Here is a 23,460-nt window from a genome sequence, read left to right as displayed (position 1 = left end):
ATTCCTGTGCAATATCGCTGCATGATATCTATGCCGATGGTTCACAATCCCAGAATGTCGATTACACAAATCCAGTATTGCAGACCTGTTCGATGAAAAACAGCACTTGTCTTCGGGGAGACACTCATGACTCGAGGTCGCGAGTGTGTGTCATCGCTTTCGGGGCGTGACGGGTTCGCGAGCACCCGACTGTGACGGCGTGGCGTCGTCCTCGAGTATCGAGAGTCCGGCAGATCCGAGCCACTCGAGGAGGGCTGCAACGTCGGCGGGTGAGTCGACCCGATACGACGCCTGCGATGGCTGTTCATCGCCGACTCTGATCCCAATGCCGTCAGGCTCGACCGCCTGAAACGCGGATTCGTCGGTGACGTCGTCGCCGATGTAGATCGGCACCGTCGCGGGCGGACACGTCGATTCGATCAACTCGACGGCGTTTCCTTTTCCCCACGGCACCGATGGCCCGATCTCGAGGATGCGTTTCCCATCCGACACGGTCAGTGCGTCGCCACCGATACGGTCGACGACTGATTGTGTGAGACGAGCAATAGCGGGGCGTGCGGCGTCTGGGACGGCTCTGACGTGGACGGTCCCAGTCAGGCGCTTGTTCTCGATCCGTGCGTTTGGAATTGGCTCGAGGACGGTCTCGAGGGTCGAACAGACGTGATCGATTGTCGTCGCCCGCTTGCGTGCGATTGGATGGACCGCAACCGACTCGTTGCGTTCTAACTCGAGGCCGTGGTTTCCGGCGTAGATCGTTGGCCCGTCGATGCGCTCGCGGACGTCAGTGAGTGCGCGGCCGCTGACGATTGCTGTCGTCACGCTCGCTTCGCTAGCGAGGCTCGCAACTGCGGACTGGTTTGCTGGCGTCGGCGTCGCCGCGTCCGGCTCAGCGACGATTGGCGCGAGCGTCCCATCGAAGTCCAGACAGACCAGCAGCTGCGAGGCAGACTCGAGTGTGGTTCGAACCAATGGCAGTGCCTCCTCGAGCGGCGACGGAACGGATGCTGTCCCTGTCATCGATCAGGCAGTGGGTTCGTGGGGTTTGTAGTCGCTCGAGTCGCGGCGCGAGTCAGGATCATCTCGTTCGTCTGAGTGGGGATGAACGTGGTGTATCCAGTCGAACTGGGCATCCATCCACTGCTCGAGGTCGCCATCGAAGACGCGCTCGCGGAGCGTGGTCAGTCGACGCTGGCGCTCCTGGGTGGGCATCGAAAGGGCCTCTTCGATTCCGGAGGCAATGTCATCGACGGCGGTTGGGTCGATAGAGACCGCATGCGAACCGAGTCGATCATGTGCGCCTGCCTGGTCACTCAGGACGAGCGTCCCCGTCGCGTCGACGTTCGAGGCAACGAACTCCTGTGCGACCAGATTCATCCCGTCGATGAGCGGGTTGACGACCATGACGTCAGCGTGGCGGTACAGCCCACAGAGCGTCTCATGCTCGAGGTAGGCTTCCGTGTAGATGATCGGTTGCCAGTCGTCGGTCCCGAAGCGGTGGTTAATTCGCTTGGCCTCGCTGCGAACGAGTTCGCCGTGGTGCTGATAGGCTGGAATGTTCGTTCGCGAGGGCGTTGACTTCTGAATGAACGTAAACTCACCCTGCCATTCCGGGTTGTCTTCGAAGAAGCGCTCGAGGGCGGCGAATCGCTCGGGGATTCCTTTCGTGTAGTCGAGGCGGTCGACGCCGAGACCAACGGCAGTGTCCTCGTGGACATCGTACTCGTCGAACAGCGACGAAATCTGGCTCGAGTCGACCGAGCGGGCATCTCGGTCGTAGGACTCGGCATCGACACCCATCGGCGTCGCGACGGCACGCGTCGTCTGTCCAGCGTACGTGACAGTCCGCTGTTGTCGGTCGACATCCGCAGTCGGCAGGAACTGCTCGACGCACTCGAGGAAGCGGTCTGCGAACCGCTCGACGTGGAATCCGAGCAAGTCGTTGCCGAGGACGCCCTCGAGGAGGTGGCCTGCGGCGGGACAGCGCTGGAGGGCTGATGGTGTTGGCCACGGAATGTGCCAGAACTGGGCGACGGTTGTCGAGTCGGGAACGTCCTCATTGTCCTGAATCATCCGTGGTGCCAGCGCGAAGTGGTAGTCCTGTAGCCAGACAACCGACTCCTCGCTCGCGTGGTCAGCAACGGCGTCGGCGAAGCGCTCGTTGACCGTCTGATACCAGTCGAAGTCGTCCGAACGGTGGCAGATGAGATCGGTAAAGCCGTGACAGAGCGGCCAGAGGACCCGGTTGCTGAATCCGTAGTAGTACGAGTCGACGGCCTCGTCGCTGAGGTCGATCCGGCGCAGTGTGTATGCATCCTCCTCGGGTGGGACACTGACGCAGTTATGCTCGTCAGTGACCTTGAAGTCGGCATCGCCGTCACCCCAGGCGATCCAGGTGCCGCTGGTTTCCTGGACGACTGGGTCAAGTCCAGCGGTCAGGCCGCCGGCTGGTTCGTCGACCGAAATCGGTCGGTCACTATCGTCATCGCCATCCGTGCCACTGGCGTCCTCGTAGGTGTGGCGATACGGCTGACGATTTGAGACAACAATCAACGACTCGGGGTAGTTCGACCCGGTATCGAACGCTCGAGTACCGCCGTCGGCTCGTACCGACTGTCGATCCGAACTCGACGACGGACGCGCTGCAGTGAATCGCATTCGCTGCTATATCACAGCCCCACGACGGGTTGATTCGTGGCCTGCAACTGCATGGAGATTTAATAACCCGCCGTAGTGTTTCGAGCAGATGAACGGTCAATCAGTTTTAACGATCCAATTATCCATAATACATGACTAATTCTAAACACTTGTTCATGTGATTCGCTATAGCCTAGTCAACACCTCCACTGTGTGCGAGTAGTTCCACGCCCTCAGTCGCGTTTCGCACCCACAGCAGCGACTGATGGCCCGCTCCGGGATGTACTTCTGGACGCATGCGCTACGTTGTGTATGGAGTCACCGTTCGAACAGCGACTCACTGACTGTCAGTCTCGTCTCGAGGACGGACCGGCGCAACTGGCCGTGTGCGCCCCCGGATCGAATTTGACGTACCTCACCGGCTTCGACGAATCGCCGTCCGAGCGTCACCTACTATTGTTTATCCCGCATGCGAGCGCGGACGCATCACCAACGTTCGTCGCCCCCACGATGTACAACTCACAACTCGAGGACCTGCCGCTCTCGAGGCTGAAACTCCGGCTGTGGGACGACAATGACGACCCGCTCGAGGCGATTTCACGAACGCTCGAGTCGTTCGATCTCGACCTCGAGGGCGACGGCCAGCCAGCGATTCTCGTCGACGACCGCATGTGGGCGACGTTCATGCAGGATCTGCAGTCACTCTGTCCAGCCGCCGAGTTCGGCCTCGCGAGTGACGTTCTCGAGGGACTTCGGATTCGAAAGGACGAGGCCGAACTAGCGACACTGGCGCGGGCAGGCGAACTCGCTGATCGTGTGTCGATGGAGATTCGCTCGCGCGGCGAGCAACTGTGCGGGCTGACCGAGCGCGAACTAGCCGCCGAGATCGACCGACTGCTTGCAGAGTACGGTGGTCACGAGCCCGCGTTCGAGACGATTGTGGCGTCCGGGCCGAACAGTGCTCGCCCCCATCACCACAGCGGCGACCGGACGATTCAGCGCGGCGACCCACTCGTTCTGGACTTCGGCGCGTTCGTCGACAGCGACCTCGCGGGCGACACACAGTACCCCGGAGATCAGACGCGAACGATGGTCGTCGGTGACCCTCCCGAAGGCTACGAGACAATCCACGAACTCGTTGCCGAGGCCCAACAGGCCGCCGTCGACGCCGTCAAACCCGGCGTCACGGCCGGCGAGATCGACGCAGTCGCACGCGAGCACATCGCCGATGCGGACTACGGCGACGCATTCGTCCACCGAACCGGCCACGGCGTCGGCCTCGAGGTCCACGAACCACCGTACATCGTCGCGGACAACGACCGCAAACTCGAGGCTGGCATGGTCTTCAGCATCGAGCCGGGAATCTATCTCGAGGATCGCTTTGGGATTCGAATCGAGGATCTGGTCGCAGTGACTGACAATGGCGCAGAGCGGCTCAACGAGTCGCCGCGTGGCTGGGAGACGGGTGGCATCCATGAGCGCTGACGCACTGACGCGCTGGCGCTCACGGCGAGTCTGAATCAGTATCAGTAAAAGTAGAACTCGAGTTCGTGACCGCAGCCGTCACAGGTGGTCTCACGACCCTGAAGTCGGTTCGTTTCGTCGGTGCTGATGCCGGGGCCTGGTGGGACGAATCCGTTGACGGTGGCACCGCATTCAGGGCAGCCGATGTGCATTGATGAGCGATTCGAACGAGACATAGCCGGCTGTATTTGACCCCATTTGATAGTTATAGCAGTCGTACTGTCGCGTCTGCGAACAGTTTTGAATCGTTCGACGCGGTACGGGCGGCTTTCGGCAGGCGAATCGAGTGAAACGAACGCCACATACGCCGACACTCGAGGACGCGACGCCGATCTGTCAGCCCCTGCTTCGTGAGGTGTACCAACGAACCTTTGAGGACACCGGCTAACAGGCTAGTATGGAACGACGGACGTACCTCGGCTCACTCGGTGCGGCGAGTGTCACCGGTCTCGCTGGCCTCGCCGGTTGTCTCGACGACGCAATGGGGACTGTCGGACTCGGCGACGACAGCGACACCGTCCTTAGCCCGCCGGATCAGACTCGCGGTGATCCATCGCACCCGATTCACGGCGAGGCGTTCCCCGACTTTGCGATTCCGGACCCGATTGCCGACGAGACCGTCTCACTCGAGGATTTCATCGGCGACCGCGCACTTCTCATCACGTTTTTCTTCACTTCTTGTCCGGACGGTGCCTGTCCCGCACTGTTGACGCGACTTCGCCGCGTGCAGGAAGACGCACGCGAGAACGGCTACGAGGACGATATCGCGCTGTTAGCGTACACGTTCGACCCCGAACGCGACACGCCAGATGTTCTCGAGGAGTACGGCATCGAACAGAGCGTCGACTACGAGGCGGACAACTGGCATTTCCTCCGGCCGGAGAGCTACGAGGAGGGCGAACAGTGGCTCATGGAGGACTTCGGTATGGGGGTTGAACGAGTCGAGGACGAAGACGAGGATGCGGACGACAGTGAGCAGGACCACGACGGCGAGGATGACGACCACGATGGTCACAACGGTGACGACGCGGAAGGTGATAATCACGATAGCCACAACGGCGACGAACACGACAACCACGACCACGGCGAGTACACCTTCAACCACATCAATCTGGTCGTGCTCGCAAACAATCAGGGGATTACCGAACGCGCCTATCCACTGGCTGGGCCACTCTCGGAACGCGATGACCTCGGTGGCGATATCGGCGTCATCGTCGACGATGCTCGAACCGTCGCCCAGAACCAACCCGACGAGTAAGAACCAATGCGCAGACGTGACATCCTCGCAGGAATCGGCAGTGCAGGCGTCGTCGCCGGAGCTGGCGCGGTCGCCATCTACGGCCTCCCATCAGTCGAGGAACTCACCGGCGACGAGAGCGGCTACGCCGATGACCCCCTCGAGATCGAGACGGTCGACGCGCCGGGCAGCGACGCGGGGACAGTGCAGATTCCGGACCCCGACAAAGTGACGTTCGTCGATATCTTCGGCACCTGGTGTCCGCCCTGTATCGAGCAAATGCCAGCACTTGGCGAGGCCAGCGGCCGAATCGGCGACAGAGACGACGTACAGTTTCTCTCAGTAACCAACGAATCCATCGGCGAGAATCGGGCGATCACGATGGACGAACTCCTCGAGTGGTGGACCGATCACGACGGTGACTGGACGCTTGGGCTCGACCCACGCGCGGAACTCACCGAACGGTATCTACAGGGGGACTACCCGTCTGCGGTCGCCATCGATACCGCTGGCCGCGTCGTGTGGGGCGATTCCGGAATCAAAACCGCCGACGAACTCGTCGCTGGCATTGAACAGGCACTCGAGGCAGAGACCATGCTCGAGGACGAGTCCACGTAAGATGCTCGACGCTGCAGCCCTCTCTGCGCTGTCGTTTGCCCTGATTGCGGGCATTACGACGTTCTTTTCGCCGTGTGCGTACCCGCTATTGCCCGGCTACGTCGGCTACTACGTCAGCCAGACTGAGGGCGAACAGGCCTCACTCGGCGGAGCGCTCAGCCGCGGGTTCATCGCTGGTGCTGGCGTGCTCGTCACACTCGGCGTCCTCTTTCTCGTCGCGTTTCAGGTCAGTCACTCGACGCTGTCGAGTCTCGTCTACTTCGAGCCGATTGTTGGTGCGTTCCTCGTCATCTTCGGTGTGCTCGTCCTCTTCGACCGCGCGCCGTCGCTGTCAGTGGCACTCCCGAAACGGCGCTCGAGCGTGTTCGGCTTTGCCATCTTCGGCTCCGGGTACGCGCTGGCAGCCGCGGGCTGTGTCGCGCCGGTGTTCGTCGGCGTTGTCGCTCGAGCGATGTCGGCACCGCCGACGACTGGTGCGATGGTCGTTGGGACGTACGTCGGCAGCGTCGTCCTCTTGATGGTGTCGCTGACGGTGGCGACTGGCATGGGACTGGTTGCAGCGGGACAGTTCGCCAGCTACGGGCAGCGGCTCAAGCAGGTTGCTGGCGCGGTGATGATTCTCGCCGGACTCGGCCAATTGTATCTCTCGGTCGTCTTGCTTGGCGTCATTTAAGCGCCACCGGCGCCCCGTTCTCAAGACTGCGTCCAACCCCGGCAGCCGCAGGTCTGGCGCGTTTCACGGAGGCCGTTGAACGATTACTCCATGTATCAGGACGTGCTCCTTGCGACAGATGGCAGTGACGGGGCGAATCAGGCGACGGCACACGCAATCGACCTCGCCCAGCAACTCGAGGCATCGTTGCACGTCGTCACAGTCTCGGAAGACGGCCCACACAGCTCCGAAAAGCGCGACGAGTTGCGCCACGATCACGAAGACGAGGCTGTACAGGTACTCGAGGACGCTGAACGCGCGACGAGCGAGGCAGGCATCGACGCGACCACGACGCTTCGCCACGGCGTCCCACAGGACGAAATCATCGCGACAGCTGAAGAACTGGGCTGTGATCTGATCGTCGTTGGAACGGTTGGACGCTCCGGCCTCGAGAACGTCCTTGTCGGCAGCGTCGCCGAAGAAGTCGTCCGGAACGCGTCGGTCCCGGTCGTGACCGTTCGCGAAACGTAGCGTCTTGGTCGTTCCCCCTGTGCGGGTTCGCTCCCTCTCGGCTGCTCCAGTTGCCTCGAGCGCCCCAGCGTCCCGTAGGCGACTGTTACTCACAGATACGGAATCGATAATTAACCACTCGGGGGTGCAATCGCCACACAGTATGGGTCGTCGCTCGCGTGGCACCCGACGGGCAGGCACCCTCGAGGTGCGTCACCGATGAGCGACGGGACTGTCCGTCCTGCGGGCGACGTGTTACGCGTGCTCGTCGTCGGCGACTCGAGGCGGATCGAAACCGCGATACAGGCTCTTTCGTCGACGTTCGATCCTGCGTCGCTGGTTCGCGAGCAAACGATTGGTGGTGCACGCGAACGACTGGCAGACGCAGACGCAGGAATCGACGATCCCGTCCATTGTCTCGTCTGTGAGTTCGGGTCAGACCGGACGAGTCTCGATGACTCACAACTGCAGACACTCGAGGCCGAGACTGACGTGCCGATCATTACGGTCACAGACGGCGCAGACATTGCCGCGATTGATCGGGCGCTCGAGGCTGGCGCGACTGATATCGTCAACCCCGGCGATTCGCGGGCGCTCGTCGCAACGCGTGTCCGCAACGCTGCCCGACAGTACCAGCGTGCGGACAGCCGCGACGGTCGCCGGTCTGAGAGTGAACGGCGCTCGGAGACCGTTCTCGAGCACGCCGATGCGCTCGTCTTCGTCCTGACTGCGGATGGCTCGATCACGTACGCGAGTCCGGCTGTCGAATCTCGACTGGGCTACACCTCGAGCGAACTCGAGCGAACGAGCCTCGAGCACATCGTCCATCCAGATGACCGTGAGCGGGTACTGAACACAGTGGCCGCGATCTCGAGTGAGCCACTTGGATCGAGCGAGCGGACGGTCGTTCGCGTCGGTGACGGAGCCGATTCCTGGCGACGCGTCGAACTCACCTGCAGTAATCGGCTCGCCGATCCGGACGTCGCCGGCATCGTGGTCACGGCAACGGCGACGACAACCGAAACGGCGACTGATGCCCTCGAGCGAAACGATTCGCCGAGCGATCACGACCGCGCACCTGTCGCCGATGCGGCCGAAACCGACGTGGACACGGAAATCGAGGCAGGCACGCACGAGCGCCTCTCCCTCCTCGAGTCCGCTATCGACGCGCTCGAGGACGGCATCGCGATTCTCGAGGACGAGACCATCCGACTGGTCAACGGATCGCTGGTCGATCTCACCGGCGAGCGCTCGCTCATTGGCGAGGGCCTCGAGGAACTGTTCGAGGCCGACCTCGCGAAGACGATTCGCGAGCGTGCACGGTCGCCCGTCGTGCGCTGGATGGAACCCGTTCGTGGTGAGCTTCGAACCGACAACGAGTTGATCCCGGTCGACGTCGTCGTAACGCCGTTGCCGGACGAGGACGACCGGACGCTCTGTCTCGTCCGCGATAGACGTGACTCACCCGCTGCAATACTCGAGACGCTCACAGAGACGCTCGAGGAGTTACGTGAGGCGACAGCGCGGTCCCACGTGGCCCAGTCAGTCGCGAACGGTATTCGGTCCTGTGTCGGCGCTGAACTGGCAGTCTGGTATCGTCTCGAGTCGGAGACGCTCAGTGCCGCCGCGGTCGCAACGGCCGACGAGCAGCCACCGGTCGAACTGCCACCACTTGATCGAGAGGGAGTCGAAACCGACCATCTCGCAGTCGATTCGCCGACCGTCTTCGACCGAGTTGCTCTCGAGTCACTGCTCGAGCACGCGGGGATCCGAGCCGAGCGCGTGCTCGTTGTTCCAATCGGTGACCGCGGCGTCGTGCTTGCAACACACAGCGATCCGATGGCGTTCGAAGCGCTCGATTTCGGCCCGCCCAGAGCACTCGCGGATGCGGCAACTGTCTCCCTCGCCCGACTCAAGGCGGAGACACAGGCTCGAGATTGTCAACGCGCGCGAGAGCGACTCGAGGCAACACTCGCTCGCGAACGACAGGTTCGATCAATTGAGCGGGACCTGTTGCGTGCTGAGACCAGAGTCGACGTAGAAACGCGCCTCTGTGAGGGGTTGGTGTCGCTCACGGAAGGCCCCAAAATCGACCTGGCCTGGGTCGGCCGCGTCGCCACCGGCAGCGAGACCGTCTCAGCGCGGACGTGGGCCGGCGACGACGGAGACTTTCTCGAGTCACTCACAGTCACGGTCGATCCACGCGCCGGCTCGCCGACTGGGCAGACCGCTGCAACCCGTGACAGTACCGTCGTCGGCGACCTCGAGTCGGTCGTACGCGATCCGGACCGGGAGTCCGTGCCAGCGCTCGAGCAGGCACTCGAACACGGCATGCGCTCGATGGTCAGCGTTCCAATTGGGAACGGCGACTTCCAGTACGGGACGCTGACCGCATACGCCACCCAGCCCGCAGCGTTCGACGACGCGCTCCGCTCGACATGTGACCACCTCGCACAGGTCGCCGGCTACGCTATCGGCGCACTCGAGCGTAAACAGGCGCTGTTAGCCGACAGCCTCGCCGAACTCGAGATTATCGTCCGCGACGAGTCCGAACCGCTCTCGGCACTCGCCCGGCGTCTCGACTCGCGGATCGACGTCCGGTCGGTCGTCCCTCGATCTGGCGGTGGATCGACGGTGTACTGTACGATTCTCGAGGCGGATCCAAACGCACTCAACAGCATCGTAGATGCTCTCGAGGCAGTCGAAGCGGTTCGGTTCGTCGGTGACACTTCGGATGAGTCAGACACCAGCGATGCTAGCCAGCCAACACCAATCGAACTGACACTCGCTGACTCGACCGTCGCAGAAACGCTCGCTGAGTACGGCGGCGTCCTGCGCTCGATTACCCCCGCCGACGCACAGAGTCGACTCGTGATCGACCTCTCAAGCACCGTCGACGTCCGGGCGTTCGTCCGAACCATCGAGCGGACACATCCCGGCACCGAACTACTCGCTCGACGCGAGCGTGATCGGTCGACGCCATCGGCTCGAGCCTTCGATACTGAACTGCGGGATCGACTTTCCGAACGGCAACTGCGGACGCTCGAGGCGGCGTACTACGGGGGCTTTTTCGATTGGCCACGCGAGAGTACGGGCGAGGATGTCGCCGAGTCACTAGGGATTTCACAGCCGACATTCAGTCGGCACCTCAGGGTTGCACAGCGGAAGTTATTCGAGTTGCTGTTCGACGAACGCACTGATGAACGTTGATCAATCCCAAATTACAACAGAGCCCGTTCGCCTCGAGAGCCGGTAATACGTGATTTATTCCGGTGAGTTCCAGACAGCAGACTGATCGATGAATTAGTATTGGTATCTCTCTTCCAAGCATTTCCGTGTATAGCGTCTACGACCATGTACTCCCAGTCGAATCGTCCACGTAATGAGTGAGTCCCCGGTAACGACAACTTACATCGGTCATCTCCCTGGATGGCGGATGGACCTATGAGCATCGACATTGCCGACGCCGAACCTGAGGTTGACGTCGATGTTGAGGGCTCCGAACTCCGGTCCCAGGCTGACGGCGGAATCGTTGCACAACTTCGACTCGACCACTCGGCACTGTTCTTGCGCCCAACCCTCCGGCGCGCAACCGATGTCACCGTCGAACCCGACTACTGGACCACCGCCTCCTCCGGGCGCACACAGGTCTTCGTCACCGCCTACGGGTCGACGTTCGACGCCTTCGAAGCCGCCCTCGAGGTCGACTCGACTGTCACGAACCCCGTCCTCGTTGATCGCTATCCCGACCGGCGAGTCTATCGCCTCGAACGCACCGAGCGCACGCTCACGTTCGTCGACGAAACCACAGATGCTGAGGGCCGCATCCTCGACCTCTCGAGTTGTCGAAACGGCTGGTGTGTCCAACTTCGATTCCCGACTCGAGACGATCTGGTCACGTTCAACGAGTACTGTCGCGGGCAGGGTATTTCCCTGACTGTCGATCACCTGCGCGTCTCCGATGACGAAGACGACGGCGTGGTTGCGCTGACCGAGAAGCAACAGGAACTCCTCGCGGTCGCCCACGAAGAGGGGTACTTCGACGTACCCCGTGGCATCTCACAGGACGAACTGGCCGACAGACTCGGCGTCTCGAAATCAGCCGTCTCCCAGCGCCTCCGCCGCGCAATCGGTGAACTCTGTACGTCGGCGCTGTAAGAATTGACGCGTTCGTTTTCCGCTCGAGCACTCGCTCACTGAGAGGTGCAGTCGCAAACAAAAATCCCAGTCGCAGTACTACTGCCGGACAGTCCGGCTGGTTGTCCGGGAGTGTGAGGTGTGTCGGTCGACTCTTTTATGGTCTGACTCGAGACGCAGTCGCTGTCACCGCGTCACCACGGCGGTGGCGTCTGCAGGTCGTTACTCCTCGTCGTCTTCGTCTTTCATCGAACCGAGCTGGGAGATGAGTTCGTCCGTGGAGGCGTCGGATTCGAACGACATCTGCCCATCGTGATCGTGTTCGTGAACGTTGACGGCCTCGCCGTTGTCCTCGTCGTCACTCGTCTGTTGCTGCTGCTCGGATTCATCGTAGCTACCAAAACCCATATGCTACATACCACCCGCCGGTTCAAAGGTGTGGTGGTTCATGGCGGCTCCGAACGTGGCTCATACGTGTTTCAGAGCCGAACAGACTGCTTCGTTGAACACTCTCCTTACTTAAATCGCAGGTACTGCCGGTCGTACTCCGGCTCGCCCTGCCGGGGATGAATCGTGATGAACGACTCCGGCGGCATCGCTGCGAGGTCCGCCGGCAGCCCCGCGAGTTCGGCGTGCCAGCCCACGTCGCCACGCCGCGGCGAAATCGCGACGATCAGGTCGTCGTCCTCCGCCTCGTCCTCGAGTTGCTGGCGGAGGCGCTCCCAGCCATCGACCGATGCAAACTCGGCCGTGACGTCGTCCTCGACGAGTTCGAACAGATGCTCGAACTGATGGGCCGAGCCATCGACGACGAGGACGTTCAGTTCAGCACCAAGGCTTATCGCGAGGTGCGTGACCAGATGGACCGCCTCGTAGAATCCCTCGTGGTGGTCCGCACCGAGTGGCACCACAACGTGAATCCGTCGCGTCGTATTGATCGGGTGTCCGAGTCGACTGATGAGTACTGGCCGCTTCGAGCGCTCGAGGACCTGATCGATGATACTTCCGAAAATTCGGTGCTGGAAGCTCTGTGTTGCATCCCAGCCCATGATGATCTGATCTGCCTGCACTTCGACGGCCCCTTGCACGATCCCCGAGGCGACGTTGTGGTTTACTCGCGTTTCGGTTTCGACCGGCGTCTCAGCAGCGCTCCCCGCAGCTGCGAGTTCCTCGAGTTCTTCAGTGACGCCAGCAATGTATCGCTCGGTTTCATCGGCGTCCTGTCCGGGCTGGACGACGGTCATGACGTACACTGGCTCAGTGCTGTCTTCGCCTTTGATGACGAACGCGAGTTCCATGAGCCGCTGTTGGAGTTCGGCGTTGTGTGACAGCGGCAGCAAAATCGTCGGATCCGTAATCCCGGTGTCGTCGTCGCCGACATCTCGCTCGAGTGCAACGTCGGTTGCGGCCCGTTCGGTGAGCCACGGACTCACGACGGCGGTGACCAGCAACATGAGGACCACTGCGTTGAGCACCGCGGCATCGAACAGACCTTCCTCGAACCCGAGCAACGTAATCGCCAGCGCGGCGGCCGCTTGGCCGGTCGAAAGGCCGAAAATGACGTTTCGCTCAGCCGTGGTGTAGTCCTGTACTCGCGAGACGAGCCAGGCGGCCACGCCTTTCGTGACCAGCATGATCCCGATGATGAAGACCGCAATCTGGATCGTCTCGAGGCCATCGAAGATCACGGTCGGGTTGACGAGCATCCCGACGTGCAACAGGAAGAAGGGAACGAAGAAGGCGTTCCCGACGAACTCGATGCGATTCATCAGCGTCCCGCCTTCTGGAATCAGCCGATTGACGGCGATGCCGGCGACGAACGCGCCGAGAATGGGTGAGAGCTCGAGCAGTTCGGCGAGGCTTGCCGCCGCGAAGATGGCGACCATCACGAACAGGAACTCGAAGTAACTCTCCTGGCTAAATGCCTGGAAGAACCACCGTGAGAGTGGTGGAATAACGAACCAGGCAGCGCCAAAGAGGATGAGAAGCGACAGGCCAACTTCCGCGAACAGCAGGGCCGAGAGGTCGCCATCGGCAGCGCCCATCACGAGTGCAAGCACGACCAGTGCGAGCGTATCGGTAAAGAGAATGCCGCCGAAAACGGCCGTTACGGCACGATTCTTGGTTACGCCAAGCCGATTGACGATTGGATACGCAAGCAGCGTATGGGAGGCAAACACTGCAGCGAGCAAGAGTGAGGCCAATTCGGTGAGTCCCAACACCGTATACAGCGCGGCTGAACCAATGATGAACGGAATAAAGAAACTCGCCAGCCCGAAGATCGCCGCATTTTCAGGTGCCTCTTTGAACCCGCGCATATCGAGTTCGAGACCGACCGTAAACAGCAGATAGATCAGCCCCACCTCGCCGAGCAGTTCGATTGCATCGGAGTCACTGACGATCTCGAGAGCGTCGGGGCCAATGATCGCCCCGAGCAGGACGATGCCGACGATACCCGGCTGACCGAACCGTTTGACGAGCAACGGGCCGATCAGAAAGACCGCCATCGCGACGGTAAAGACCAGCACCGGCTCCTCAAGGGGAATATCGACGGCGGCGATGAATGGTGCGTACATGGCGTCGCTGGTTCCTGCGATCTCGTCGAGATGGCCTACCTGCGTCCGAGCGAGTGTTACAGATGGGACGGCATCGTTCTGTCCTCGGTTTCAGGTCGTATACCTGCCGTTGTAACCCGGATCACTAATAAAACGTTGGATTGCTGTCGCCACACGCCGGTTGTGCTACCCGCGTGTAACAGCATCACACAGCGGTAGCGTCTGAGACGAGGCGGTCACCCGAAACCACCCCGTTTTCACGGCCTACGGCTGAGTAGTAGCTGATATACGGCTGCTGGAGACACTGTATCCTCCCAATATGGCCGCGTTGGGTTGACATACTTCACCCGAGGAGTTGAATACTCTCCAAGTGTTGTTTTTGTACCCTAATTGGCGAATATTCATGGTAAAAACCCATCGTATGCAATGACTGTTTGTCTTCGATGGTTGTTCGATGGACAGTTGCTCGAGGTTGGCGTACAGCGATGCTACTGCGTGGAGTAGCCAATCTATAGTAATGGCCGCGGCTTGCTTTGTGCTCTATCATGCCCATGCACGCGCTCCGACCGCGACACGGTGTCGTGGACGCTCGGCAAGCCAGTGACCAGTGCACGCTGTGTCCCTCCTATCAATCCGACCGTTCGCGACTGACTGCTGTGGCTACTGCGCCTGAGCGCTTGCTTGCACGGTGATTAACAGATGTGTGGAATTATCGGTCACGTCGGCGACGGTAACGCACTTGAAACACTTATTACTGGACTCGAAAACCTCGAGTACCGCGGCTATGATTCAGCCGGAGTCGCTGTGCAGAACGGCTCCGGGATCAAGATCCAGAAGCGCTCTGGGAAAGTCGAGGAACTGAAATCAGCAATCGACAGTTCGACGCTATCGGGGGAAATCGGCATCGGGCACACGCGCTGGAGTACACACGGCCCACCAACTGACGCAAACGCACACCCGCATACGGACGGCACCGAAGACGTTGCAGTCGTCCACAACGGAATTATCGAAAATTACGCCGAACTCAAAGAGTGGCTTCGCGCGAAAGGATATGAGTTCACGAGCGACACTGACACCGAGGTCATTCCGCATCTCATCCAGTACTATCTCGACAGCGGGATGGACAGCGAGAACGCCTTCCGAACGGCAATCGAGGAACTCGAGGGAAGCTACGCCGTCACCGCGATGGTCTCCGACGAACACGTCCTCTACGCTGCCCGAAAAGGCTCGCCCCTGGTCGTCGGCGTCGAAGACGACGAATTTTTCCTCGCCAGTGACGTCCCCGCGTTCCTCGAGTACACGGACAGTGTCGTCTATCTCGAGGACGGCGACGTCGTCGTCGTCGACAACGACGGAATCGAGTTCACGGATTTGGCAGGAAATCCGATTCGACGCGAACCCGAAACGGTCGAATGGGACCCCGAACAGGCCGGCAAAGGCCAGTTCGAGCACTTCATGCTGAAAGAGATTTACGAACAGCCAACCGCCCTCACTCAGGCACTCGAGGGACGAGTCGACCCCGAAAACGGCCGCATCGCACTCGAGGACCTCGAGCTGGGGACGTTCAACGATATCGACAACGTCCAACTCATCGCCTGTGGGACGTCCTACCATGCGGCGTTGTACGGCTCGCTCACGCTGAATCAGGCGGGTATCAAATCGACGGCGCTGCTCGCAAACGAGTACAGCGTCGCCTCGCCGCCAATCGACGACAACACGCTCGTGATCGCGGTTACCCAGAGCGGTGAAACTGCCGATACGCTGAATGCGCTTCGCCAGGCGAACGAGGCTGGTGCAAACACGCTCACCGTGACGAACGTCGTCGGTTCGACTGCCGCACGCGAGGCCGACGACGCGCTGTTCATCCGCGCCGGTCCCGAAATCGGCGTCGCAGCGACGAAGACGTTCTCCTCGCAGGCGGTCATGCTCTCGCTGCTCGTCCAGCGTATCACCGAAGACATTCACGGCACGCCTGCAGCGACCGAGATCGAATCGTACCTGTCGGAACTGGCCGAGATGCCGGACCAGATCGAGGAATTGCTCGAGCGTTCCGACGCCGAGGCACTCGCCAGCCGGTACGAACAGAGTCAGTCGTACTTCTTTATCGGGCGTGGCCTTGGCTTCCCCGTTGCTCTCGAGGGCGCGTTGAAATTCAAGGAGATCACGTACGAGCACGCCGAAGGCTTCGCATCGGGCGAACTCAAACACGGGCCGCTGGCGCTGGTTACTCCCGACACACCCGTCTTCGCGGTCTTCACCGGCGAAGAAGACGAGAAGACGCTGAAAAACGCCGAAGAAGCCCAGACGCGTGGTGCACCCGTCGTTGCGGTCTGTCCCGAGGGTCATCGCGCTGTCGACGTGGCCGATGCCCACCTCGAGATTCCCGACACTGACGCCGATCTCGCCGGATTACTCGCGAACGTCCAGTTGCAACTGGTCTCGTACTACGCTGCAGACTTACTCGAGCGCCCAATCGACAAACCGCGGAATCTCGCAAAGAGCGTCACGGTCGAGTAACGAGAGCGATCAACTGGCGCGTTTTCTGGTATCTGTCTCAGCAGCGCGTAGAATCGTTCTCGACGGCACCGACGGCTATGGTCGGCCCGGCAGAGAACGGCACTCGAGTCCGAGTCTTCGAGGTCGCAGGACGCCAGCCACCCCCGTAGCAGTCGTCCACACGACGTCATCCGCGACTCGCACTCGGTGTCGGAATCGGATCGGAGGGACGTAGTGATCGAGTAATGGTGTGATACTGATCGACACCCTCCACGTAAACTACCCGCTCCGAGTTACATAAAGCCCACACTTGATTGATACGGTGTTGGGTGCTTGAGGCCGTGTCGTCCCCGTATTTCGGGATCGTCTCACCGTGACAGAAAACCGCTGCTCTCCGCGCTACCGATCCCGGTCGACCGTCTCGCCCGGATGCGTCGTCGCGCCAGTCTCGAGTTTGAGACCAGGTGTCAGACTCGTGTTGATGCCTGTCTTGACCTCGTCGCCAGCGACGACACCGAACTTCCGGCGACCAGTCGAGACACGGTCACCCTTGACAGTGAATTTTATGTCGCCGTCGTCGTGGCGGAGATTGCCAACTGTCGTCCCCGCGCCGAAGTTGACGTCGCGGCCGAGCACGCTATCGCCGACGTACGAGAGGTGTCCAACCGTTGCCCCCGGCGAGAGCACGCTGTTTTTCACTTCGACGGCGTGACCGACTGTCGCTCCCTCGTCGATCAGCGTCGCGCCACGGACGTAGGCGTTCGGCCCGACAGTTGCCCCCGAGCGGACCAGCACCGGTCCCTCGATGACCACACCCGACTCGACTGTCGCGCCCTCCTCGATCACAACGTTGCCCTCGAGTCGCGCCTGATCGCTAACCTCGCCATCAATCCGGCGCTCGAGCGTGTCGAGTTTCCACTCGTTGGCCTCGAGCAACTCCCAGGGTCGGCCGACATCCATCCAGCGCTCGAGCGTCACCGGCGAGACGGCGTACTCGTCGATAACCTGTGCGAGCACGTCCGTAATCTCGTGTTCGCCGCGCTCGCTTGCCGGCACCTCGAGCCACGCTCTGGCCTCCTCGGGGAAGGCATACGCCCCGGCGTTCGCGAGGTTCGTCGGTGGATCGGCCGGTTTTTCGACGATATCTGTGATTGTGCCGTCCGTCGTGCTCAACACGCCATAGTTCTGTGGCTGGTCGACTTCGACCGCACAGACTGCCGGACAGCGCTCGAACAGTTCGTCGATTGCCGCCGGATCGTAGAGATTGTCGCCGTTGAGGACCGCAAACGCACCGTCGATGTATTCTCGAGCCGCGTTGACTGCGTCGGCTGTTCCCGATTGCTCTTCTTGGATCGCGTAGTTGATCGGAACGTCTCGATACTCAGTCCCGAAATACTCCCGCACCGTGTCTGCTTCGTAGCCGATGACGAGGACGACCTCGTCAGCGCCGGCATCGATTGCGGCGTCGACCGTGTGAGCCGCCATCGGCCGATCAGCAACCGGGAGCATTGGTTTCGGCACTGCTGCAGACAGCGGTCGGATCCGCGTTCCTTCGCCCGCCGCGAGAACGACAGCTTGCATATCGACAATGTACGGCGATTCATGGGATAATTATACGGGTTCTACTCGTGCGTACAATTGTTGCAATTGGTCAGAGAGTGTGCTCAGGCAGAAGATCACTACCGACTCGCCGCTGCACGCCAACCGGGTCCTGTTCGTCACTGGTGTTGGCTGTTGGCGATCACAACACGGCCACTGTCCGGTACCTGATACACAGTCCACCGATTGTGGCCGTGAAATCGTGTATTTCTCGCCAGTAATTCCGTATTTCTCGAGTAGACTGCCCTCAGACAGCCGATCTCTAGTAGCTGGTGAAACCGGAATCATCGGGGTTAAATTAGAGACTAACACGGAATCTCGAGATTATGCGGTCTATATTAAATACCCTTCTGTGGCTACGAATTGTTGATGTCGACCGAATCATCCGACGCGAAGTGGACGCCGATGACGTCTCGAGAAGCAACAAGCGCGCCTCGCTGTGTCAACTGTGGTAACCAGGTTACCCCGCAGTTCGCCCGCGTCTTCGGCGACAACCGCGATGTCGTTCACGCTTGCCCCGACTGTGCAACCTACCGTGAAATGAAGACGTCTGATTTTATCCCGAAAGAAGCCCGATAACGCTGTTTTCGCGCATATCGTTCGTCCACATCACCACCGAGCAACCGGTATCTCTGCACTCACTCGAGCACAGCGCCCACTGGGTTACTCGCTCAGTGGCGTCTCGAGGCCGGCCGCATCGGCGACGAGCGACTGGGCCTCCTCGAAGATGTGCGCTGTCTCGTCCTCGCTGCGTGCCTCCGCCGTAATTCGGATGAGCGATTCGGTCCCGCTGGCACGGATGAGGAACCAGCCCTCGTCCGTATCGACGCGGACGCCATCGAGCGTATTCACGTTGTCACGGTCACTGACGTGTTCCTGAACGGCTGCCATTACGCCAGCCTTGTCCTCGACTTCGATTGAGGCTCGCTGAATCGGATACTGTTCGATCTCATCGACCAGTTCGGACAGCGGCCCGCGTTCGGCGACGAGATCGACGAGTTTGGCCGCCGCGAGCGGGCCATCAGGACAGCGGGTCTCTTCTGGCCAGATCCACGCTCCGCTCGGTTCGCCACCGAAGACCACGTCGTCTTCGGTCGTTCGCTCTGCGACGTAGACGTCGCCGACTTTCGTCCGCGTCAGCCCGGCACCCGCCGCCTCGAGTGCGTCCTCGACGGCGAGACTCGTATCGACCGGCGCGGCGGCGCGCTCGCCCTCGCCGACTGCGTCGCGGGCAAAGATCGCGAGCAGCGCGTCTTTCGGCACGAACGTCCCCGTCTCGTCGACGGCCATCATCCGATCTGCGTCGCCGTCGTGGGCGATGCCGAGGTCGGCGTCCGTCTGGGAGACGAGCGCTGCAAGCGTCTCGAGCGTTTCCGCGTTGGGTTCGCTCGGTCTGCCGGGGAACGAGCCATCCGGCTGGCCGTTTAGCGTGCGGACGTGACAGGCCAGATCGGCGAGCACGGACGGCGTAACGCCACCAGCACCGTTTCCGAGGTCGACGATAACCGTCGGCGCGTCAGCGGGTTCGAACGAGACGGCGTCTGCAATCGCCGCCGCGTGATTCGCTCGAACCTGTCCGCGACTGCGTCGCTGGCCGAGTTCGTCCCATCGCACGAGGTCGTAGTCCGCCTCGCGAATCCGGCGCTCGATAGAGTCGCGCTGCTCGGGGCCAAAGGCCTTCGCCGAGGGCGTCCAGAGTTTGATCCCGTTGTCCGTTGCGGGGTTGTGCGACGCCGTCACGACGATACCCGCGTCCGCATCCAGTGACTCGACCGCGCGTGCGACCGTCGGCGTCGACTCGAGGCCGACATCGAGGGCGTCTGCACCGCACTCGCGAAGCCCGGCGGTGACGGCGTCGACGAGCATCTGGCCGCTGTCGCGGACGTCACGTCCGATGACGACGCGTTCGTAGCCATCCGAGGCGACCGCGCGTCCGACCTCGAGAGCCAAGTCCGCCGTTACCTCCTCACCGACCGTTCCGCGTATGCCGCTCGTTCCGAAGAGTTCGGTCATAGTCGTGGGTGACGAGACGGATTGCCTTACTATATTGGGTCTAAAACGGATGTCCACAGTATCAGGGCTGTACTAGTCCGTCCGCTCGAGAGAGTCGCGGTTGTGCGCCACATGATTCTGTGAGGGGCCCTTTCCCGTTCTCGCGTAATCCGGCCCGTTCGACCGTGAATTCGCCGTTAGTACCTCCCTATATTTCTGAACTGTCGACACTGTATATACGCCACACTGTCGTGGGTTGTGATACGAACTCGCTATGAGCGCAACTGATCAGGACGTTTCCCGCGACCGTACCGCCGACGCTGAGTCCGAGGCCGAGACCGAAACTGACGGCGACAACCCTCCCTCCGTCGCGGACCTTCCACCCAGCGCAAAACTCGTCTACAAAGTCCTCGAGTACGAGGGCTCGATGACCCAGGAAGAGATCGCCGCAGAGTCCCGTTTGTGTTCGCGAACGGTCCGCTATGCACTCGGTAAACTCGAGGACGACTTCGTCACCAGTCGCGTCTGTCTCGAGGACGCCCGCCAGTCGAAGTACACTATCGGGAACTGACCACAGCCTCCCCCGTTCCACCCGCACAGATCGGCTGCTCGGGACGACGACAATCGTACTCGAGTGCGCTGGCGGCGATGCTGCTGCCGTCGATACTAACGAGCGACCCATTTGCCCGTCACTTACACGCGGGCACAGAGCGTTTCCTCGAGAAACACCTCAAAACTCCAGAGGCGCTCCTGTCTCCAGCCTAACCGAGCTTTCGGTACCGATCAATCGCCAGATCCAGCCCGAACGCGCCCCTGGTAATCGTGTAGTTGGTCTCGAGGCGTGGGTTGAACTTCGCCTTGTACCGGTTGATGCTCGGAACGCCAGCGCCGACGAGGTCGTAGCGCTCGAGGCCCGCACGGAGACCGTCGCGCATGACCGTCCAGTCGAGCAGGTCGTTGATCGGCAGGTCGATGTCGGCGTCGGGTTTGACGCCGCCTTGCCACCGGTAGCGGGTGGTGTCCGATTCGACGACGAGAATGCCACCGAGGACGTCGTCTTCGCCGGCGGAGCGACAGACGTACGGCCGAACGGAGCCGTCGGGCAACACCGCGTGCGCCGAGCGGACGAAATCAGGGCTCAGATGGAACGACCGGCCCTGATTCTCGTATCGCTGGCCGACCTGCTCGACGATGGCTTCGATATCGTCCGCGGTGCCCTCCTCGACGACGTAAGCGTCGTCGTCCGCGTTACGAACGTTACTGCGTGCGTCGCTACTGAATCGGTTCAGTAACTCCTCTTCGGTGCCCTCGAGATCGACCACGTACGTATAGCCCGGTTCGACCTGATACTGGTTCCAGGAGAACGGCCGCACGTCGTCGAACTCGGCGGCGACGATCCGCGTGTACAGCGGCGAGATTTCGGTTTCGATCCACTCGAGTGCGCCCTCGAGAAAGCGTTTGATTCGCTGGTCGGCTTTCCGCTGTTTGACCTTCTCGAGGTTGAGCGTCGCGGGACCAAGGTATGGCGACCACGAGCGCGGGGCTGGCGAGAACGCGCCAGTTACCGGGCCACGAGCGTACTCGAAGACGGGGAAGATGCCGACCGCTTCCTGCCCCTTGAATCCGGTGAGGAGATGGAGTGTCGTGCCGGTATCCTCGGCCTGCAGGCGGAGCGCTTCCGCGCGGAAGAAGGGATTTGTCCCGTTCGATTCCTCGACGTAGCGGTTCCACTCCTCGGCCTCGGTCCAGGGGTCGAGCGTCGTGACTTCGATGGTCATAGGTACCCGAGATCGGAGAGTCGATCCTCGACGGCGCGGTCATCGGTCGCCGTGATCGGCTCCGGCTCGTAGGCCGGGTACTCTGCTTCAGCTCCCGCGTCGATTATCGGCAGCGTCTCGCCATCCATCTCGGCATCGATTGGCACGTCGAACAGCGAACAGATCGTCGGCGCAACATCGAACAACGTCGCATCGTCACCCTCGAGCGACCGGTCCTCGTCGAACGCCGGCCCGGCCGCGGCAACGACGCCCGTTCGCTTGTGGTTCCACGACTCCATCGGCTCGCCAAACTGTTCCTGGCCGAGATCGGCGACGAGCGCATTGTTGAACTCCGTCGGGACGGTGACAATATCCGGTGCGTGCTCGAGGTACGGCCCCTCGAAGAACGATTCACGCGGGCCGACGGCATCGAACATCGGTTCGCCACTCGGTGTCGTCACGTCGGAAAGTTGCTTGATGAGATCCTTTCGCACTGACTCGTACTCCGATTCCGGTACCTGTCCGTTCGGCTCTCTGCCCTCGAGATTGATGCGCAAGCCGAGTTCGCTCTTCGAGCGCATGTAGACCGTCGATTCGGGGAAATCGACCTGTTCGCTGGCCGCGCGAATCATGTCGTTTGGCACCCGTCGGCCAATCGGTTCTTTGAGTCCGACGCGCTCGAGTGCACCTGCGACGCGCTGGGTCGTAATCCCAACTTTCGCGGCGACGTTCATCGCCTTCTCGAGTGGGCTTTCGTCGTGCTCGCTTGCGTCTTCACCCTCGAGTAAGTCGTTCTCCCAGGCCCGCGACCAGTCAGGCATCCCCTCGCCGCCGCTTCGGGCCTGCAGGTAGCCCTCGTCACGGAGGAACTCGTTGATCCGGAACTCGTCGCCCGTTATCTTGCCCATTCCGTGATCGCTGACGATCAGCACGTTCTCGGGATCGACTTCCTCGAGGGTTTCTTCGATCTGCGTGTCGACTTCGCTGTAAACAGCCTCGATGGCCTCCTTGTCGCCGGGTCGCTCGTGAAAGACGGAGTCTGTCTGTTGGAACTGCAGGAAGCCGAAATCGGGTTCCATCCGCCGGCAGAGGTATCGAAACGCCTCGCCTCGCAATTCGATTGTCTTCTCGTAGCCCTCGATAGAGTGGTCGGGTTCGGGCCCGCTCTGTGGATAGATCCGGTAGTCCCCACACTCCATTTTGACATCCTCGAGAATTCCCTCAGGGTGACACGCCGGGTCTTCAGGCGCGGTCATTCCGGGGATCAGCGCGCCATCGAACTCCGATGCCGGGTGCGTGACCGGCAGGTTGACGACGACACTCGTCAGCCCGTGTTCGGAGAGCAGTTCCCACACTGGTCGCTCTCGAACGTGCGTCGAATTGACGACATCCCAGTCGTAGCCATCGAACGAGAGAAAATCAAACACACCGTGTTTGCCCGGATTCTTTCCGGTGTACATCGACGGCCAGGCGCTTGCTGTCCACGGCGGTATCTGCGATTCGAGTGGACCGCTCGCTCCCATCTCGAACAGTGACTCGAGTGTTGGCGCTTTGCCAGCGTCGAACAACGACTCGAGAACCGGGCGACAGCCTGCATCGAGTCCGATGACGAGCAGTTGCATGTCGTCATCAGTAGTCGAATCTGTCATACGGTGTCGATTGCGGTCACCCGGCTTTGTTATGCGAGTGCTTTTTGACTGTAAGACGCGTTTTCACCCGATATTGGACCACCGATCTCACGGCGTCTGA

At 61.1% G+C, this 23,460-nt stretch carries 19 protein-coding genes; 10 read left to right on the top strand and 9 right to left on the bottom strand.

All coding sequences use genetic code 11. From position 1 onward, the window contains the following. Positions 1-150: 150 nt before the first annotated feature. Complete coding sequence (gene otsB / locus B2G88_RS04255; RefSeq protein ID WP_087714062.1) at positions 151-1,017, bottom strand: trehalose-phosphatase; 867 nt, start codon at positions 1,015-1,017, stop codon at positions 151-153. Between the two features lie 3 nt (positions 1,018-1,020). Next, positions 1,021-2,655, bottom strand: coding sequence for an alpha,alpha-trehalose-phosphate synthase (UDP-forming) (locus B2G88_RS04250; protein WP_087714061.1), 1,635 nt, complete (start codon positions 2,653-2,655; stop codon positions 1,021-1,023). Positions 2,656-2,946: 291 nt separating this feature from the next. Here B2G88_RS04250 and B2G88_RS04245 point away from each other — a divergent pair, with 291 nt between their 5' ends. Further along, positions 2,947-4,119, top strand: coding sequence for an aminopeptidase P family protein (locus B2G88_RS04245; RefSeq protein ID WP_054862076.1), 1,173 nt, complete (start codon positions 2,947-2,949; stop codon positions 4,117-4,119). A 41-nt stretch (positions 4,120-4,160) separates the two neighbouring features. Here B2G88_RS04245 and B2G88_RS19430 read toward each other — a convergent pair whose 3' ends face one another. Further along, a complete protein-coding gene (locus B2G88_RS19430) occupies positions 4,161-4,334 on the bottom strand; it encodes a GntP family permease (protein ID WP_176393143.1) in 174 nt (57 codons plus the stop codon). A gap of 221 nt (positions 4,335-4,555) precedes the next feature. On the opposite strand from B2G88_RS19430, the gene B2G88_RS04240 reads away from it, so the two are divergent. The 6 genes from B2G88_RS04240 (at position 4,556) to B2G88_RS04215 (ending at position 11,333) form a co-directional block, all read left to right on the top strand. Further along, complete coding sequence (locus tag B2G88_RS04240) at positions 4,556-5,416, top strand: SCO family protein (RefSeq protein WP_087714060.1); 861 nt, start codon at positions 4,556-4,558, stop codon at positions 5,414-5,416. Between the two features lie 6 nt (positions 5,417-5,422). Then, positions 5,423-6,013 (top strand): TlpA family protein disulfide reductase, encoded by a 591-nt coding sequence (locus tag B2G88_RS04235; protein ID WP_054862075.1) that lies wholly within the window; start codon positions 5,423-5,425, stop codon positions 6,011-6,013. A 1-nt stretch (position 6,014) separates the two neighbouring features. Then, entirely contained in the window at positions 6,015-6,686 is a 672-nt protein-coding gene (locus tag B2G88_RS04230; protein WP_087714059.1) for a cytochrome c biogenesis CcdA family protein, read from the top strand. A 90-nt stretch (positions 6,687-6,776) separates the two neighbouring features. Then, complete coding sequence (locus B2G88_RS04225; protein ID WP_054862074.1) at positions 6,777-7,196, top strand: universal stress protein; 420 nt, start codon at positions 6,777-6,779, stop codon at positions 7,194-7,196. A 198-nt stretch (positions 7,197-7,394) separates the two neighbouring features. Beyond that, entirely contained in the window at positions 7,395-10,385 is a 2,991-nt protein-coding gene (locus B2G88_RS04220; RefSeq protein WP_087714058.1) for a bacterio-opsin activator domain-containing protein, read from the top strand. A gap of 234 nt (positions 10,386-10,619) precedes the next feature. Further along, a complete protein-coding gene (locus B2G88_RS04215; protein ID WP_087714057.1) occupies positions 10,620-11,333 on the top strand; it encodes a helix-turn-helix domain-containing protein in 714 nt (237 codons plus the stop codon). Positions 11,334-11,534: 201 nt separating this feature from the next. Here B2G88_RS04215 and B2G88_RS04210 read toward each other — a convergent pair whose 3' ends face one another. Together B2G88_RS04210 and B2G88_RS04205 are read right to left on the bottom strand one after the other, a co-directional pair. Next, entirely contained in the window at positions 11,535-11,720 is a 186-nt protein-coding gene (locus B2G88_RS04210; RefSeq protein ID WP_054862071.1) for a DUF5786 family protein, read from the bottom strand. Positions 11,721-11,827: 107 nt separating this feature from the next. Next, positions 11,828-13,888, bottom strand: a complete 2,061-nt coding sequence (locus tag B2G88_RS04205) for a cation:proton antiporter (RefSeq protein WP_087714056.1) — start codon at positions 13,886-13,888, stop codon at positions 11,828-11,830. A gap of 678 nt (positions 13,889-14,566) precedes the next feature. Between B2G88_RS04205 and glmS the strand changes: the two genes are divergently transcribed. Continuing rightward, positions 14,567-16,384: a glutamine--fructose-6-phosphate transaminase (isomerizing) gene (gene glmS / locus B2G88_RS04200; RefSeq protein WP_087714055.1), complete on the top strand. Its 1,818-nt coding sequence runs from the start codon at positions 14,567-14,569 to the stop codon at positions 16,382-16,384. A 378-nt stretch (positions 16,385-16,762) separates the two neighbouring features. On the opposite strand, the gene glmU is transcribed toward glmS, so the two are convergent. Continuing rightward, positions 16,763-17,944: a bifunctional sugar-1-phosphate nucleotidylyltransferase/acetyltransferase gene (gene glmU, locus B2G88_RS04195; protein ID WP_087714054.1), complete on the bottom strand. Its 1,182-nt coding sequence runs from the start codon at positions 17,942-17,944 to the stop codon at positions 16,763-16,765. A 387-nt stretch (positions 17,945-18,331) separates the two neighbouring features. On the opposite strand from glmU, the gene B2G88_RS04190 reads away from it, so the two are divergent. Beyond that, on the top strand, positions 18,332-18,541 hold the full coding sequence (locus tag B2G88_RS04190; RefSeq protein ID WP_054862070.1) for a DUF7563 family protein: 210 nt from the start codon (positions 18,332-18,334) through the stop codon (positions 18,539-18,541). An 84-nt stretch (positions 18,542-18,625) separates the two neighbouring features. Here the strand turns inward: B2G88_RS04190 and glmM are convergent, their stop codons facing one another. Beyond that, the gene (glmM, locus tag B2G88_RS04185; protein WP_087714053.1) at positions 18,626-19,975 is read right to left on the bottom strand and encodes a phosphoglucosamine mutase; all 1,350 of its coding nucleotides are present in this window, start codon (positions 19,973-19,975) and stop codon (positions 18,626-18,628) included. Positions 19,976-20,228: 253 nt separating this feature from the next. Here glmM and B2G88_RS04180 point away from each other — a divergent pair, with 253 nt between their 5' ends. Further along, positions 20,229-20,525: a MarR family transcriptional regulator gene (locus B2G88_RS04180; RefSeq protein ID WP_087714052.1), complete on the top strand. Its 297-nt coding sequence runs from the start codon at positions 20,229-20,231 to the stop codon at positions 20,523-20,525. 190 nt (positions 20,526-20,715) lie between these two features. Here B2G88_RS04180 and B2G88_RS04175 read toward each other — a convergent pair whose 3' ends face one another. Continuing rightward, positions 20,716-21,732 (bottom strand): lipid II:glycine glycyltransferase FemX, encoded by a 1,017-nt coding sequence (locus tag B2G88_RS04175; protein ID WP_087714051.1) that lies wholly within the window; start codon positions 21,730-21,732, stop codon positions 20,716-20,718. Next, on the bottom strand, positions 21,729-23,360 hold the full coding sequence (locus B2G88_RS04170) for an alkaline phosphatase family protein (RefSeq protein ID WP_087714050.1): 1,632 nt from the start codon (positions 23,358-23,360) through the stop codon (positions 21,729-21,731). Before B2G88_RS04170 ends, B2G88_RS04175 begins: the two co-directional genes overlap by 4 nt. Between the last annotated feature and the right edge of the window lie 100 nt (positions 23,361-23,460).

This window comes from Natronolimnobius baerhuensis (genome assembly GCF_002177135.1).
Taxonomy (GTDB): Archaea; Halobacteriota; Halobacteria; order Halobacteriales; family Natrialbaceae; genus Natronolimnobius; species Natronolimnobius baerhuensis.
The sequence above is the reverse complement of the archived record's forward strand: the minus strand, read 5'-3'. Positions and strand labels throughout refer to the sequence as shown.